The sequence below is a fragment of the Kitasatospora sp. NPDC038210 genome (genome assembly GCF_055600605.1).
In genome coordinates this window covers 486297-502735 of sequence record NZ_JBVJYK010000001.1, presented here as the reverse complement: position 1 = coordinate 502735, position 16439 = coordinate 486297, and the positions used below count along the sequence as shown (strand labels likewise).

Sequence of the window (16439 nt, the reverse complement as noted above, 5' to 3'; positions counted from 1 at the left end):
GCTCCGTCTTCGTCGTGGTGGGGTGACCGGATGTCAGGGGGCGGACCGTCGCCGGAACCGGCGGCCGGCGACCAGCCGGGGCGTCTCCCGGGTCGGGCGCTCGGCGTACTGGGGCAGCGCGGCGGCCAGCGCGGCGACGGTGGAGCGGTCGAACAGGGCGCGGACCGGTACGTCCAGCCCGGTCGCGTCGCGCAGCCGCAGCGCGATGCGGGTGGCCAGCAGGGAGTGGCCGCCGAGGTCGAAGAAGTTGTCGTGCACTCCGACGCGCTCGACGCCGAGCACCTCGCACCACGCGCCGGCGACGGTCCGTTCCTGCTCGGTCCGCGGCGCCAGGTACTCGCCGGTGCGGGCGGCCGGGGCCGGGGCGGGGAGCCTGCCCCGGTCGACCTTGCCGCTCGGGGTGAGCGGCAGCGCGTCCAGCACGACGAAGGCCGCCGGGATCATGTAGTCCGGGACCAGCCGGCCCACCAGGTCGCGCAGCTCGCCGCCGTCCGGCGGCGTGGCGCCGGGGAACGGCTCCAGGTAGGCGACCAGTTCCGCCTCCCCGGTGCCCGACGCGACCGGGTGCACGACCACGGCCCGCACCTCCGGGCAGCCCAGCAGCACCGCCTCGATCTCACCGGGCTCGATCCGGTGGCCGCGGATCTTCACCTGGTGGTCCGCCCGGCCGAGCAGCTCGACCCGGCCGTCGGGGTGGCGGCGGCCGAGGTCGCCGGTGCGGTAGAGCCTGGCCCCGGGCTCCCGGCCGTGCGGGTCGGGCACGAAGGCCTGCGCCGTGACGCCGGGTCGGTTGAGGTAGCCCCTGGCCAGGCCGGCGCCGCCGAGGCAGATCTCCCCCGGGACCCCGACCGGCACCGGCTCCAGCCCGCCGTCCAGGACGTACAGGACGGTGCCGGGCACCGGCGACCACTGCTCCGGGGTGCCGTCCGCGTGCAGCCGGGTCACGGTGGTCCACACCGTGGTCTCGGTGGGGCCGTACAGGTCCAGCACCCGGGCGCCGTCGGCGGCGAGCCGGCGGGCCAGCTCGACGGGCAGCCGCTCGCCGCCGCACAGCACCACCAGCCCGGCGGGGGCCGACCAGCCGCTGTCCAGCAGCATCCGCAGGGTGACCGGGGTGGACTGGACGATCGCGGGGGCGGTGGCGGTGATGAGCGCGGCCATCCGCAGCGGGTCCCTGACCTCCTCCGCGGTCGCGAGCACCACCGGGGCACCGACCAGCAGCGGCAGGTAGAGCTCCAGGACGGAGGGGTCGAAGGACACCGTGGTCAGCGCGGCCACCGGCGCGCCGGGGCGCAGTCCGGGCAGGTCGAGCATCGCGGTCAGGAAGTCGGCCAGGCCGCCGTGCGTGATCATCACGCCCTTGGGCCGGCCGGTGGAGCCGGAGGTGTAGATGACGTACGCGAGGGCGTCCCGGTCGAGCTGCGGCCCGGCGAACACCGGGCTCTGCCGGGCGATCGCCTCCCGGTCCGCGTCGAGCAGCACGGTGACGGGGCCGCCGGCTGCCGACGGCGGGGCGGTGAGCCGCTCCGCCGGGCCGGTCCGGGTGACGATCACCGAGGCGGCGGTGTCGGCGAGCACGAAGGCGTTCCGCTCGGCCGGGTGGTCCGGGTCCAGCGGCACGTAGGCGGCGCCCGTGGCGAGCACGGCCAGCAGGGCGACCAGCAGCTCCGGACCGCGCTCCAGGAAGACCGCCGCCGTCGCGCCCGGGCCCAGCCCGCGCTCCCGCAGGTGTCCGGCCAGCCGGGCGACCTGCTCGGCCAGTTGCCGGTAGGTCAGCCGGTCGCCGGAGGAGATCACGGCCACGGCGTCCGGGGTGCGGGCCGCCTGCTCCTCGAACAGCGCGACGAGGCTGCGGCCGACAGCGGCCGGCGGCTCGGTGTTCCAGCGCTCCAGCAGCGTGCGGCGGTCCGGCTCGGGCAGCGCCGTGCGGCGCGGGTCGGACTGCGGGTCGGCGGCCAGGCCGACCAGGACGTGCCGGTACGTCCGGGCCAGCAGGTCGAGTTCGGCCCGGCCGACCCGCTCCGCGCCGGCCTCCAGCACGAAGCCGTCCGCGACGGTGGAGACCGAGAGGCCGAACTCGTTCGCCGTGCGCTCGCCGACCTCGTCCAGTCCGATGGACTCGCCGTCGACCACCGTCAGGTCCGTGTGGTTGAAGAAGACGTCCACCAGCGGCGTCCCCTGGCTCCAGGCCCGCTGCATGGCGGGCAGCGGGTAGTGCCGGTGCGGCCACAGGGCGGTCTCCTCGGCGAACACCGCGCGGGCCAGCTCGGGCCAGCTCGGGGCGTCCAGCGTCAGCCCGAAGGGCACGGTGTTGAGGAACATGCCGCGCGCCTGGTCGCCGTCGACCGTCTCCGGCCGCACGTTGCAGACCAGGCCGGTCCGGAAGGCGATCGGGCTCCCGGTGCCGCCCCTGATCATGCCCAGCACGGTGAGGTGCGCGGCCAGCAGGACGCTCTTCAGCGGCACCCCGGCGTCCTGCGCCACCGCGCGCAGCCGCGGCAGCAGGTCGCGGAAGTCGACCCGGGCCACCTCGTCCGTCCCGGGGCCCGTCTTCGAACCCTCGTCGTCCGCCGCGCCGGGCGGGCTCGCCCAGGCCTGCGGGAGCGCCAGCGGGGTGTACCGGGCGACCCGCTCACGCCAGAACTCCTGGTCCGCCGCGGACGCCAGGGCCCGCTTCTCCAGGGCGATCGCGTCGGCGAACCGGGCCGCGGGCGGGGCGGCCGGCGCCGGATCCCGGCCGTCCCGGAGGGCCCGGTAGTAGCCGAGCAGTTCGCCGACCAGCGAGCTCTGGCTCCAGCCGTCCAGCAGGGCGTGGCCGTTGCTGGCCGACAGCTGCCAGTGCCGCTCGTCCAGCTGGTAGGCCACCACCCGCAGTTGGCCCGGCACGGCCAAGTCGAACGGCGCCAGCCGGTCGCGGGCGACGGCCGCGGCGAGCTCGGCCCGCTGCTCCGCCGCGCCCAGCTGCCGCAGGTCGACGTGGGAGACCGGGATCGTCGCGGTGGGGTGCACCAACTGCAGCGGCTCGGAGAACGAGGACAGGTCGACGGAGGTGCGCAGGATCTCGTGGCGCTCCACCAGGAGCGCCGCGGCGGCGCGCAGCGCGTCCGGCGAGAACGCGCCGTCGTCGCGGACCGGGTGGCTCAGGTTGGTCAGGTAGACGCCCCGGTCGGCGCCCGCGAGCATCTCGTAGACCATGCCGGCCTGGGCGAGCGACAGCGGGTAGGCGTCCGCCAACCCGGCCGGGAGGCGATCGAGGTCGGCCTCGGCGAGCAGCTCGAAGGGAGCCGTCCCGGCCTGCTCCGCGCCGGCGCCGCGCGGGGCGACGGCCTCGGCGAGCCGGGCGACCGTCTGGTGCCGGAACACGTCCTGGACGGCGATGTCGAGCCCGGCGCCGCGCAGGCGGCCGACCGCGCCGATGGCGCGGATCGAGTCGCCGCCGAGCGCGAAGAAGCCGGAGTGGACGCCGATCAGGTGCGGCTCGATGCCGAGGGCCTCGGCCCAGCTGCGGACGATCAGGTGCTGGAGCGGGGTGCTCGGCGGGGTGTGGTTCGCCGCGTCGACCGGTGCCGGGTCCGGTGCCGGGAGGGCGTTGCGGTCGATCTTGCCGCTCGGGGTGAGCGGGAGGGCGTCGAGGGCGCGGTAGTGGGTGGGGAGCATGTGGGCGGGCAGGGTGGCGGCGAGGTGGTCGCGCAGCCGGGCCGGGGCGGGCGGGGCGCTCTCGGGGACGGTGACGGTGTACGCGGTGAGGTGGTCCTGGTGGACGGTGACGACGGCCTGGCTGACGGCGGGGTGGCTGCGCAGGGCGGTCTCGATCTCGCCGAGCTCGATGCGGTGGCCGTGGAGTTTCACCTGGTGGTCGGTGCGGCCGTGGTAGGTGAGGGTGCCGTCGGGGTTGTGGTGGGCCTGGTCGCCGGTGAGGTAGAGGCGGGTGCCGGGGTGGCGCGGGTCGGGGTCGGGGACGAAGCGTTCGGCGGTGAGGGCGGGGCGGCCCAGGTAGCCGCGGGCGAGTTGCACGCCGGCGAGGGCGAGTTGGCCGGCGAGGTGGAGGGGTTGGGGGGTGAGGTCCTGGTCGAGGACGTGGGTGCGGGTGTTGGCGATGGGACGGCCGATGGTGACCGGCTGCCCCGGCGGGCAGGGGGTGGCGGTGACGTCGACGGACGCCTCGGTGGGGCCGTAGAGGTTGTGGAGTTCGGCGTGCCGGATCGCCGGGTGGTGGTGGAAGGCGTCGGCGAGGTCGTCGGGCAGGGCTTCGCCGCTGCACAGGACCCGGCGCAGCGGGGTGAGCGCGCCGCCGGTCGGCAGGGTGTCGAGGAGGAGCCGCAGCATGGCGGGGACGAAGTGGGTGGTGGTGATCCGCTCACCGGTGATGGTCTCGGCGAGGTAGCCGGGGTCGCGGTGCCCGTCCGGGCGGGCGAGCACCAGCGTCGCCCCGGTGGCCAGTGGCCAGAAGAACTCCCACACCGAGACGTCGAAGCTGTAGGGCGTCTTCTGCAGGACCCGGTCGTCCCGGTCGAGCCGGTAGGCGTCCTGCATCCAGCGCAGCCGGTTGACGATGCCGCGGTGGGTGACGACCACGCCCTTGGGCAGGCCGGTGGAGCCGGAGGTGTAGATCACGTAGGCCGGGTTGTCCGGGTCCACCGGCACGGCCGGGGACGGCCGGTCCGCGGCCGTGCCGGCCTCGCCCTGCTCGGCCCGGGGTTCGTCGCCCCGGGCCTCGGCGACGAGCACGGTCCGGGCATCGTGCCCGGGCAGGCCGGCCGCCAGGTCGGCGGTGGTGATCACGACCGGGGTGCCGGAGTCGGCGAGCATGTGGGCCAGCCGCTGCGCCGGGTACCCCGGGTCCAGGGGCAGGTACGCCCCGCCGGCCTTGAGCACGCCCAGCAGCGCCACCGGCAGCTCCAGGCTGCGGTGCAGGCACACCCCGACGACCGACTCCGGTCCGACGCCGGTCGCCCGCAGCCGCCGGGCCACCCGCGCGGCCGCCGCGTCCAGCTGCGCGTACGTCAGCTCACGGCCCTCGAAGCGCACCGCCACCGCGTCCGGGGAGCGCTCCGCCTGCTCCTCGACCAGCCCGTGCAGCAGCCCGTCCTGCGGGTACTCCACCGCCGTGTCGTTGAACCCGGCCAGCAGCTCCAGCTCCCCGGCCGACGCCAGCGGCGCCTCGTGCAGCGTCGTCTCCGGGTCGTCGGCGAGACCTTCGAGCAGGGTGCCGAAGTGCCGCGTGAGCGCCGCCATGCGCTCCGGGCCGAACAGCGCCGTCGCGTACTCGACGACTCCGCGCAGCGAGCCGTCGGGCTGCTCGGTCAGGTGCAGCGTCAGGTCGAACCTGGATCCGTGCCAGGGTGTCGCGAGTTCGGTGGCCCGCAGGTCCGGGCCGTCGAACTCCGCGGGGTCGGTGTTGTTCAGCGCGAACATGATCTGGAACAGCGGGTTGCGGGAGGGGTCCCGCTCCGGCGCCAGCTCGTCCACCAGCCGCTCGAACGGGACCTCCTGGTGGGCGAAGGCGTCCAGCGCCGTCTCCCGCACGCGGTCCACGGCGGCCAGGAAGGACGGGTCGCCGGACAGGTCGGTGCGCATCACCAGGGTGTTGACGAAGAAGCCGACCAGGCCCTGCACCTCGGCCCTGGTGCGCCCGGCCACCGGCGTGCCCGCCACGATGTCCGTCCGGCCGGTGTGCCGGGCCAGCAGGACCTGGAACGCGGCCAGCAGCACCATGAACGGCGTCGCGCCGCGCGAGCGCCCGAGCTCCGCCAGGGCCCGCGCCGTGCGGGCCGGTACGGTGAACGGCAGGGTGGCGCCGGCCGGGTCGAAGACCGGGGGGCGGCGCCGGTCGGTGGTCAGGGCGGTCGCCGTCGCACCCGCGAGCCGGGACCGCCAGTACGGCAGCTGCCCGGTCGCCGGGCCGCCCTGTTCGCCGCGCTGCCAGGCCGCGAAGTCGGCGTACTGCACCGGCAGCGGCTCCAGCGGGACGGCCGAGCCGGTGGCGAACGCCGAGTACAGCACGCCGAGTTCACGGGCGAGCACGCCGACCGACCAGCCGTCGACGGCGATGTGGTGCAGGGCCAGGGCCAGCACGTGGTGGTCCGGGGCGAGCCGCACCAGCCGGGCCCGCAGCGGCCAGCGCGCGGCCAGGTCGAACGGCGTCCTGGCCTCGCGCTCGATCGCCTCCGCCGTCCGCGCCGGGCGTTCGTCGGGGCTCAGGCCGCTGAGGTCCAGCTCGGCGAAGTCCGGCTCGGCGGCCGGGTCCACCACCTGGACCGGCCGGTGGTCGTCCTCCCGGTAGCGGGTGCGCAGCACCTCGTGCCGCTCGACCAGCTCGCGCAGGGCACGGCGCAGCGCCGGGACGTCCAGCGGCCCGTGCAGCTCCCAGCCGAGGGGCACCACGTACTCGGCAGTGCCGGGGCGCAGCTGCTCCAGGGTCCAGAGCCGCTGCTGGGCGAAGGAGAGGGACAGCTGCCGGTCGCGCGGTGCGGGACCGATCGCCGCGGAGGCGCGCGCGGGGCCGGCGGCGCCGCGCAGGAGGCTGTCCAGCAGTGCCTGCCGCTGGTCCCCGGAACTCCCCGGCGCACGCCGGTTCGGCACTGTGCTCATCCCTCACGCACCTGCGACAACATCAACTCCACCTCGGAATCGGTCAGTTGCTCGACATGATCGGTGATCGCCCGGTGCACCAGGGCGGCCAGCCGCTCGACCGTGGGCGCGTCGAACACGGCACGCACGGGCAGCGCGACCGGGAACCGCTCCTGCAGTCGGGCGACGACCTGGGTGGCCAGCAGCGACTGGCCGCCCAGGGTGAAGAAGTCGTCGTGCACGTCGATCGGGTCCACGCCGAGCAGCTCGGTCCAGATCTCGGCCACGGACTCCTCCAGCGGCGTCCTGGCCGCCGTCACCGGTCCGCGCCCGCCCGAGGCCGGGTCCGGCAGGGCCGCCCGGTCCACCTTGCCGTTCGGTGTGAGCGGCAGGGCGGCGAGCGTGACCCAGGCGGTCGGCACCAGGTAGTCCGGCAGCCGTTCGCCCAGGTGGGCCCGCAGCTGCGCGCCGGTGGGCGCCGCGTCGCCGGCGGGGACGACGTAGCCGACCAGTTGCTTGCCGCCGGCGGCGGTCGGCCGCACGGCGACCGCCGCCGCGGCGAGTTCGGGGTGGTTGCTCAGCGCCGCCTCGATCTCGCCGGGTTCCACCCGGTGCCCGAGGATCTTCACCTGCTGGTCGCGTCGGCCCAGGAACCTGAACAGGCCGTCGTCCTGACGGACCACCAGGTCGCCGGTCCGGTACAGTCGGCCGCCCCGCGTGGTGCCGAACGGGTCCGGCACGAAGCGCTCGGCGGTGAGGGCGGGCCGCCCGAGGTAGCCGAGGCCCACGCCCGGGCCGCCGATCAGCAGTTCGCCCTCGGTGCCGGGCGGGGTGCGCCGGCCCCGGTCGTCGACGACGTACGCCGTGGTGTTGGTGATGGCGGCGCCGATCGGGATGCTGCCGGCCGTCTCGGCCGGGGTGATGCCGCGCCGCACGCAGCTGAACGTCGTGCACTCGGTGGGCCCGTAGCCGTTGCTGACCTCGACACCGAGTTCGATCAGGGCCCGCACCTCGGCGGGCGGTGCCACGTCGCCGACCACGAGGACGTGGCGGACCGGGGCCAGGGCGTCGGGGCGGGTGCGCACCACGTGCTGGAACAGCCCGCTGGTGAGCATCAGCAGGGTCACGCCGTGGTCGCGGACGGCCCGCTCGATCGTCTCGCCGGTGGGGATGCCCTGCGGCAGGACGGCCAGCCTGGCGCCGTTGGCCAGCGGGCCCCAGATCTCGAAGGTCGAAGCGTCGAAGGAGAGCGAAGCGAGCATCAGCACCACCTGCCCGGCGTCGAGGTCGACGTAGTCGACCCCGTGCACCAGCCGCAGCACGTTCCGGTGCGTGATCCCGACCCCCTTGGGCCGGCCCGTCGAACCGGAGGTGTACATCAGGTACGCGAGGTCGTCCGGGTGGGTGGCGACCGGCGGCGGGGTGGTCGGGCGGCCGGGCGCCACCGGGCCCTTCGCCATCGGGACGGCGTGCAGGCCCGGGACGGCGTCGAAGCGGTGCGCCGACTCCGGCTGGACCAGCAGGATCCGGGCCCCGGAGTCGGCGGCCATGAACGCCAGCCGCTCGGCCGGGTACTCCGGGTCCAGCGGCACGTAGTAGCCGCCGGCCTTGAGCACGCCGAGCAGTGCGACCACCACCTCGGTGTCGCGCCCCGCGCAGACCGCCACCGGGTCACCGCGGCCGACGCCGTGTTCGCCCAGCAAGTGGGCCACCTGGTTCGCCCGGGCGTCCAGTTCGGCGTAGGTCAGCCGCTCGCCGGCGCACTCCACCGCGACGGCCTGCGGCGCGGCGGCCGCGTGCTGCGCGACCCGCTGGTGCAACGAGAGGTCGGGCAGCGGCACGTGCTCGCTTCGCTCGCCCATCAGGCCTGGCTCGCCTGCTCCATGCGGCGGCGCAGGCTCAGCGGGCGCATGTCCGTCCACACCTCGTCGATGTGGTCCAGGCAGGCCTGCCGGGGGCCCTCGAAGCCCTCCCGGTACCAGCCGAGCGGAAGCTCCCGGTCCGCGAGCCAGATCGAGTACTGCTCCTCGTCGTTGCGGACCACGCAGTAGGTGCGCTCGTCGGTGTTCTCGTCAGCCATCCCGCTGTCCTCCCGCACTGCTCGACCGGCCCTCGGTGTCCGGCTCTGTCGCAGCACAGCGTGCCGCAGGCCGGCTCGGCGGCCACAGAGAAGAACCGACGGCGGAGTGCGCAGTCGTGCGGCGCGCAGGTCTGCCGGTCCCTCTCTACCGGGCACCGCCGGATCCTCGGCAGGCTGACCGCACGCCGACGTGGCGCTCTGTGGGAGGTGGCAGGTGAACGGTGGTTTCGGCCCGGAGGCCGACGTGGCGGACGGGGCTGCGCAGGGGCAGCCGGTGCACTGCCCGACGTCCTTCGCCCAGGAACGGCTTTGGTTCATCGACCAGTTGCGACCGGGGGCGGCGGACTACCTGCTGCCGCTCGTGCTGCGGATCACCGGGCCGCTGGACACCGGCGCGCTGACCCGGGCGGCGCAGGCGGTGCTGGACCGGCACGAGGTGCTGCGGACCCGGTACCCGGCGGCCCAGGGCGTACCCGTACAGGAGATCGCCGAGCACGCCGAAGTGCCGTTGTCGCGGCTCGATCTGACGTACGTCCGGCCGGAGGAGCGGGAGGCCGAGGCCCGCGCGGTCGTCGAGCGGGGAATCCGCCGTCCGTTCGACCTGGCCACCGAGCTGCCGCTGCGCCTGACCCTGCTCCGGCTGTCCGACGAGGAGCACCTGCTGCTGCTGGTGGTGCACCACATCGCCTTCGACGGCTGGTCCTGGGGCGTCCTGGCCCGGGAGCTGGACGCCTTCTACGGCGCGTTCACCGGCGGCGGGGCACCGGTCCCGGAGCCGCTCCCGGTGCAGTACGCGGACTTCGCCGACTGGCAGCGCGAGTACCTGTCCGGCGACCGGCTGGCCGAGGACCTGGCGTACTGGCACGACCGGCTCGCCGGGCTGGCGCCGCTGGACCTGCCGACGGACCGGCCGCGGCCGGCGGTCTGGGACGCGGCGGGCGACAGCGTGGACTTCGCGCTCGCCCCCGAGCTGGTCGCGGCGGTCGAGCGGCTGGCGCGGGCCCACGGCGCGACGCCGTTCATGGTGCTGCTCGCGGCCTTCCAGGCCCTGCTGGCCCGGCACACCGGCCGGACGGACGTCGCCGTGGGCACGCCGGTGGCGGGCCGGTCCCTGGTGGAGGTGGAGGAGCTGGTCGGCTTCTTCACCAACACCCTGGTGATGCGGGCCGACCTGTCCGGCGACCCGTCCTTCCTCGACCTGCTGGCCCGGGTGCGGGAGTCGGCACTGGACGCCTTCACCCACCAGGAGGTCCCGTTCGAGCGCCTGGTCGACGAACTGGCGCCGGACCGGGACCTCTCCCGCAACCCCCTCTTCCAGGTCTCCTTCGCGCTGCAGAACGCCGCCGCCCGGCCGTTCACGCTGCCCGGCCTCCAGGTGAGGGTCGTCCCCACGCCGGGGGCGGGCGCGGCCTTCGACCTGACCCTGCACGTGCTGGAACACGAGGACGGCACCCTCTCCGGCTCCCTCCAGTACGCCACCGCCCTGTTCGAACGCGAGAGCGTGCAGCGGCTGGCGGACCACTACGGCCGGCTGCTGGCGGGCCTCGCCGCCGACCCGGGGCGCCCGCTCGCCCGCTTCGACCTGCTGGACGCCGCCGAGCGCGACCGCCTCGACGAGGCCGGCCTCGGCCCGGTGGTCCCGCGTCCCGACCGCTGCCTGCACGAGCTCTTCGCCGAGCAGGCCGCCGCCACTCCGGAGGCGACCGCGGTGGTCTTCGGCACCGAGGAGGTGACGTACGGCGCGCTCGACCGGCGGGCCGACCGCCTGGCCCGCCGGCTGGTCGAGCTGGGCGCCGGCCCCGAGGTGCCGGTGGCGGTGTCCCTGCGCCGCGGCCCGGACCTGGTCACCGCGCTGCTCGCGGTCCTCAAGGCCGGCTCGGTCTACGTCCCGGTCGACCCCGAGCACCCGGCGGCCCGCCGCGAGCACCTGCTGCGGGACAGCGCGGCCGCGCTGCTGATCGCCGACGCCTCGCACGACCTGCCGCAGTTCCCGGCCGACGTCATCCTCGACGGCGGGGAGCCGGCCTTCCCCGACGGGTCCGACACCGTCGACCTGCCGCGGGTCGACCCGGCCGGCGCCGCGTACGCCGTCTACACCTCCGGTTCGACCGGCCTGCCCAAGGGCGTGCTGGTGCCCCACGAGGGGATCCGCAACCGCGTGCTGTGGACCGTCGAGCGGCACGGCCTCTCGGCCGGCGACCGGATCCTGCAGAAGACCACGATCGGCTTCGACGCGGCGATGTGGGAGTTCCTGGCACCGCTGGTGTGCGGCGCCACCATCGTGCTGGCACCCGACGGCGCCCACCGCGACCCGGCCGCGATGCTCCGGGCGGTGGCCGAGCACGGCGTCACCGTGCTGCAGCTCGTGCCGTCGGTCCTGAGCACCCTGGTGGACCAGCCCGGCCTCGCCGAGTGCACCAGCCTGCGCCTGGTGTTCTGCGCCGGCGAACCGCTGCCGGCCCGCCTCTGCGAGAAGCTGCTCAGCCGGGTGAAGGTGGAGCTGTACAACACCTACGGGCCCACCGAGTGCTCGATCGACGTGACCGCCTGGCGCTACCGGGCCGACGACCGCGCCCGGACCGTCTCCATCGGCCGGCCGCTGGACAACCTGCGGATCCTGGTCCTCGACCGGGACGACAACCTCTGCCCGGTCGGCGTCCCCGGCGAACTGTGCGTGGTCGGCGTCGGACTCGCCCGCGGTTACCTGGGCCGCCCCGGGCTGACCGCCGAGCGGTTCGCCCCCAGCCCCTTCCCGCAGCAGCCGGGCGAGCGGCTCTACCGGACCGGGGACCGCGCGCGGTGGCACGCCGACGGCCGGCTGGAGTACCTGGGCCGGATCGACGGCCAGCTCAAGGTCCGCGGTGTGCGGATCGAACCGGGCGAGGTGGAGGGCGTCCTGTGCACCCACCCGGGCGTCGCCGCGGCCGTGGTGGGCGTCCAGCGCCGCGACGACGGGGACTCCCGGCTGATTGCGCACGTCGTGCCCGAGGCGGCGGCGGTGCTCGACCCGCAGCGGCTGCGCTCGCACCTGGCGGGCCGCCTGCCGGAGGCGATGGTCCCCTCCGCCTTCGTCCTGCTGGACGCGCTCCCGCTGACCGCCAGCGGCAAGGTCGACCGCGCGGCACTGCCCGCGCCCGACCCCGCACGCTCCGAGGCCGCGGGCGCGTACGTCGCCCCGCGCTCCCCCGTCGAGCAGACCCTGGCCGCGGTCTTCGCCGAGGTCCTGGGGCTGGAACGGGTCGGCGCCCGGGACGACTTCTTCGCACTCGGCGGGCACTCGCTGCTCGCCACCCGGGTCGCCTTCCGGCTGCGCGACGCGCTGGGCGTCGAGCTGCCGCTCGCCCAGGTCTTCGCCCTGCGCACACCGGCCCGGCTGGCCGAGCTGATCGAGACCGGCTACCGGGGCGTCGAGCTGCCGCCGATCACCCCCGCCCCCAGGACCGGCCCGCTGCCGCTCTCCTCGGCGCAGCAGCGCCTCTGGTTCCTCGACCGGCTGGAGCCCGGCAGCGCCGAGTACCTGGTGCCGGCCGTGCTGCGGCTCACCGGCCGGCTGGACGAGCAGGCGCTGGCCCGGGCCCTGGACCAGGTGGTGGCCCGGCACGAGGTGCTGCGCACCCGGTACACCGAGGTGGACGGGGTGCCCGTGCAGGTGGTCGACCCGCCGCGCCCGCTCGGCCTGGCCGCGCGGGACCTGCGCGGCCAGGCCGAGCGGGAGGTGCACGAGCTGCTCGCCCGGGAGACCGGCCGGCCGTTCGAGCTCGACCGCGAGCCGCCGGTGCGGGCCGCGCTGCTGCGGACCGCCGCCGAGGAGTGGATCCTCGCCCTGACCTTCCACCACATCGCCACCGACGCCTGGTCGATGGAGGTGGTCACCGGCGAGATCGGGCGGTTCTACCGCTGCTTCACGGCCGGCCTGCCGCTGCCGGAAGCCGCGCCCGCCGTGCAGTACGCCGACTTCGCCGCCTGGCAGCGCGACCGGCTGGCCGAGCCGGTGGTCGCCGCACAACTGGACTACTGGAAGGAGCACCTGGCCGGCCTCCAGCCGCTGGAGCTGCCGACCGACCGGCCGCGCCCCGCGGTGCGCGACCCGCGCGGCGAACTGCTCCACGTCGAGGTGCCCGCCGACCTCGGAGCGGCGGTCGCCGCCGTGGGCCGGGCCCGCTCGGCGACCTCCTTCATGGTCCTGCTGGCCGCGTTCCACGTACTGCTGGCCCGCTACAGCGGTCAGAGCGACCTCGCGGTCGGCACCCCGGTGGCCGGCCGTACCCGCGCCGAGACGGAGGACCTGGCCGGCCTGTTCGTCAACACCGTCGTCCTGCGGGCCGACCTCTCGGGGGCGCCGACCTTCGCCGAACTGCTCGACCGGGTACGGGCCGACGCCGTCCAGGCCTACGCCCACCAGGACCTGCCCTTCGAGCGGCTGGTCGACGAGCTGCGCCCCGACCGCGACCTGTCCCGCAACCCGCTCTTCCAGGTGATGTTCGAGCTGCTGCACACCCGGCAGAGCCCCCTGGAGATCGACGGCCTCGACGTCGAGGAGCTGCCGGCCGACTGGCGGGTCGCCAAGTTCGACCTCACCGTCACCTTCGAGGAGCAGCCCGACGGCACGCTCTCGTGCGCCTTCGAGTACTCCACCGCGCTCTTCGACCGGTCCACCGTGGAACGGATGGCCCAGCACTACCTGCAGCTGGTGCGCAGCGCCGTCGGCGCGCCGGAGGTCCGGATCGGCGAGCTGGAGATGCTGACCGGGCCGGAGCGGCGGCAGCTGCTCACCGACTGGCGCGGCACCCCGGCCGGGCAGCCCCGGGCCTGCGTTCCCGAGCTCTTCTCGGCGCGGGCCGCCGCGCAGCCCGACGCGCTCGCGGTGGTCTACGCCGGCCGGCCCGAGCGTCGCCTGACCTACGGCGAACTCGACGCCCGGGCCAACCAGTTGGCGCACCACCTGCGGGCGTCCGGGGTCGGCCCGGAGAGCGTGGTCGGGGTCTGCCTGGAGCGCGGACCGGATGTCGTGGTCGCCCTGCTCGGCGTGCTGAAGGCCGGCGGCTGCTACGTGCCGTTCGACCCCGAGCACCCCGCCGAGCGGCTCGCCTTCATGCTGGAGGACGCCGGGGCCTCGACGGTGCTGACGCACAGCCGCTTCGCCGACCGCCTGGCCGGCGGGCGGGCGACGGTGATCAGCCTGGACGGCGACGCCGACCTGCTGGCACAACGGCCCACCACGGCCCCGGCGGTGACCGTCGACCCGGACCAACTCGCGTACGTCATCTACACGTCGGGGTCCACCGGGCAGCCCAAGGGCGTGCTGATCCAGCACGGCTCCTACGCCCACCACTGCGAGGTCATCGCCGAGGCGTACGACATCGGCGCCGACGACCGCGTGGTGCTGCTGTCGGCGCTCACCTTCGACGTGGCGATGGACCAGATGGCGGCCACCCTGCTGGCCGGTGCGACCGTGGTGGTGAGCGATCCGCTGTTCTGGAGCCCGGCCGAGCTTGCGGACCGGCTGGCCGAGTACCGGGTCACGATCATGGAGATCACGCCGGCCTACTACCGCGAGCTGGTCGCCGGCCTCGCGCCGGGCGACCGACGGCTGGAGCGGCTGCGGCTGATGAACGTCGGCAGCGACGTGGTCACGGTGGACGACGCCCGGCACTGGGCCGCCACCGGCCTGCCCGCCCGCTTCCTGTGCAACTACGGCCCCACCGAGGCCACCGTGACCTGTGTCCTGCACCCCGTCGCCGGCGCACTCCCGGGCGCCCGCGGGGAGTCCACGCTGCCGATCGGCCGGCCGGTGCCCGGCACCACGGCGTACGTCCTCGACCCCGACCTCAACCCGGTGCCGGTCGGGGTGCCGGGCGAGCTCTACCTCGGCGGGGTCCGGGTCGCCCGCGGCTACCACCGCAGGCCCGCGCTGACCGCCGAGCGTTTCGTGCCCGACCCGTTCTCGCCGGCGCCCGGCCGCCTGTACCGCACCGGCGACCTGGTCCGCTACGCGGCCGACGGGGTCATCGAGTTCCTCGGCCGGATCGACCAGCAGGTCAAGGTCCGCGGGTTCCGGATCGAGCTCGGCGAGATCGAGGCGGTGCTCGCCCAGCACCCCCTGGTCCGCGCGGTCGCCGTGGTGGCCCGGGACGTGCGGCCCGGCGACCGCCGGCTGGTGGCCTACCTCGTCACCGGTGACGGCACGGCCCCGGACATCGCGGCCCTGCGCGCCTACCTGGGCGACCGGCTCCCCGAGTACATGATCCCCTCGCTCTGGGTGGAACTGCCCGAACTGCCGCTCACCAGCAGCAAGAAGGTGGACCGCAAGGCCCTCCCGGCCCCCGAGGCGGGCCGCCCGCAGCTGGAGCACGGCTACCTCGCCCCCGGCACCCCCGCGGAGGAGGTCGTCGCGCGGATCTGGGGCGAGGTCCTGGGCCTCGACCGGATCGGCGTGCACGACGGGTTCTTCGACCTCGGCGGGCACTCGCTGCTCGCCACCAGGGTGCTGGCCCAGCTGCGCCGGGCGTTCGCGGTCGAGCTGCCGCTGCGCCTGCTCTTCGAGGCGCCGACCGTCGCCCTCCAGGCGGAGGCCGTCGAACGGGCGGTCGAAGCCGAGATCGCGGGGCTCTCCGACGAGGAGGTCGAGGCACTGCTCGCCGAGGAGGCGTAGGGCACCGCCCGCAACCACCCTGACGCGGCCGGCGGGCCGGCCGGGCCCCGAGCCCGGCCGGCCTCGCCGGCTTCCCCGTCCGCGGCTTCCCGCACCCCTCGGGGGGCCCGCGTCCTCGGGGACCCGGCCGTCGGGTGACCGAACGTTCGGTCACCGGACGGTCGTGCTCCGGTGGGCGGACGCCACCGCTCCGGCCGCGTCGGCCCCACGACCGGCGGCCTGGACCGTCGCGGCCCTTCATGGGGGCATCGCCCCCATGTTTCTCCGTCCGGCCTGGCCACCGCCCGACGGTTCGCGCCACGACCGTCCGACGGCGGACGATCCGCGGGCCGGGCGCGGCCGGGCCGGGCGGCGCGGGACGTGGCGCGGAGCCCCGCGCAGGTCGGAGTCGTCCGGCGCCGGTCCGGCCCGCGGGCCGCTCGGGAAATCTGGGGGCCGTCACCCGATGCCGCGCGGGCGCCCACCGGTCGATGCTCTCTACCTGTCGGGCACGGGCACACACCCCAGGAGGAGCCGATGGGCGAACCGGTGAGAGTCAGCGTCGTCGCACAGGACCCGGTGCTGGAGGCCGGTGCGCGGACCAGCCTGCAGTGCCACGGTGACATCGCGGTGGCACTGCCCGGGGAACGGGCGCAGGTCGCGGTCATCATGGTGGACCGGGTGACCCCCGAGGTGATGGAGACGGTGCGCTCCGCCCGCGAGGCGGACCAGCGCCGGGAGATCGTGCTGGTCGCCACGGAGCTGGCGGCCGGCGACGCCGCCCAGGCCTTCGCGGCCGGCACCCGGGGACTCCTGCGCCGCTCCGAGGCCACCGCCGAGCGGCTGGCCTGGACGGTCGTGGCGGCCGCCGCGGGCGACTGCACCCTGCCGCCGGACCTGCTGGACGGGCTCCTCGACGGCGGGGACGGCACCCGCCGTGCGGGCGCCGTGGCGGCCCCGGCGGGCTGGGAGCTGTCGGAGCGGGAACAGGCCGTGCTGCGGCTGGTCGCCGACGGCCGGGAGACGGAGGAGATCGCGCGTGAACTGTGCTACTCCTCCCGCACCGTGACCACCGTGGTGCACGACGTCACCCGGCGGTTCCGGCTCCGCAACCGCGCGCACGCGGTGGCCTTCGCCCTGCGGGCGGGTCTGCTGTGA

Annotated in this window: 5 protein-coding genes; 2 read left to right on the top strand and 3 right to left on the bottom strand. The window is 75.5% G+C overall.

Annotated features, from left to right (window positions below):
- Positions 1-33: 33 nt before the first annotated feature.
- From ACZ7KX_RS02040 to ACZ7KX_RS02030, 3 genes are read right to left on the bottom strand one after another with little or no spacing between them, the layout of a single operon-like run.
- On the bottom strand, positions 34-6591 hold the full coding sequence (locus tag ACZ7KX_RS02040) for an amino acid adenylation domain-containing protein (RefSeq protein WP_470324803.1): 6558 nt from the start codon (positions 6589-6591) through the stop codon (positions 34-36).
- A complete protein-coding gene (locus ACZ7KX_RS02035) occupies positions 6588-8432 on the bottom strand; it encodes an amino acid adenylation domain-containing protein (protein ID WP_470324802.1) in 1845 nt (614 codons plus the stop codon). Before ACZ7KX_RS02035 ends, ACZ7KX_RS02040 begins: the two co-directional genes overlap by 4 nt.
- Entirely contained in the window at positions 8432-8650 is a 219-nt protein-coding gene (locus ACZ7KX_RS02030) for an MbtH family protein (protein WP_350523993.1), read from the bottom strand. Before ACZ7KX_RS02030 ends, ACZ7KX_RS02035 begins: the two co-directional genes overlap by 1 nt.
- A 214-nt stretch (positions 8651-8864) precedes the next feature.
- On the opposite strand from ACZ7KX_RS02030, the gene ACZ7KX_RS02025 reads away from it, so the two are divergent.
- Entirely contained in the window at positions 8865-15302 is a 6438-nt protein-coding gene (locus ACZ7KX_RS02025; protein ID WP_470324801.1) for an amino acid adenylation domain-containing protein, read from the top strand.
- A gap of 516 nt (positions 15303-15818) precedes the next feature.
- Positions 15819-16439, top strand: coding sequence for a helix-turn-helix transcriptional regulator (locus ACZ7KX_RS02020; RefSeq protein WP_350525603.1), 621 nt, complete (start codon positions 15819-15821; stop codon positions 16437-16439).

Bases quoted from the DNA above. Each gene is read 5' to 3' on its own strand.
- ACZ7KX_RS02040 (WP_470324803.1), bottom strand. From the start codon at position 6,591: ATGAGCACAGTGCCGAACCGGCGTGCGCCGGGGAGTTCCGGGGACCAG.
- ACZ7KX_RS02035 (WP_470324802.1), bottom strand. From the start codon at position 8,432: ATGGGCGAGCGAAGCGAGCACGTGCCGCTGCCCGACCTCTCGTTGCAC.
- ACZ7KX_RS02030 (WP_350523993.1), bottom strand. From the start codon at position 8,650: ATGGCTGACGAGAACACCGACGAGCGCACCTACTGCGTGGTCCGCAAC.
- ACZ7KX_RS02020 (WP_350525603.1), top strand. From the start codon at position 15,819: ATGGGCGAACCGGTGAGAGTCAGCGTCGTCGCACAGGACCCGGTGCTG.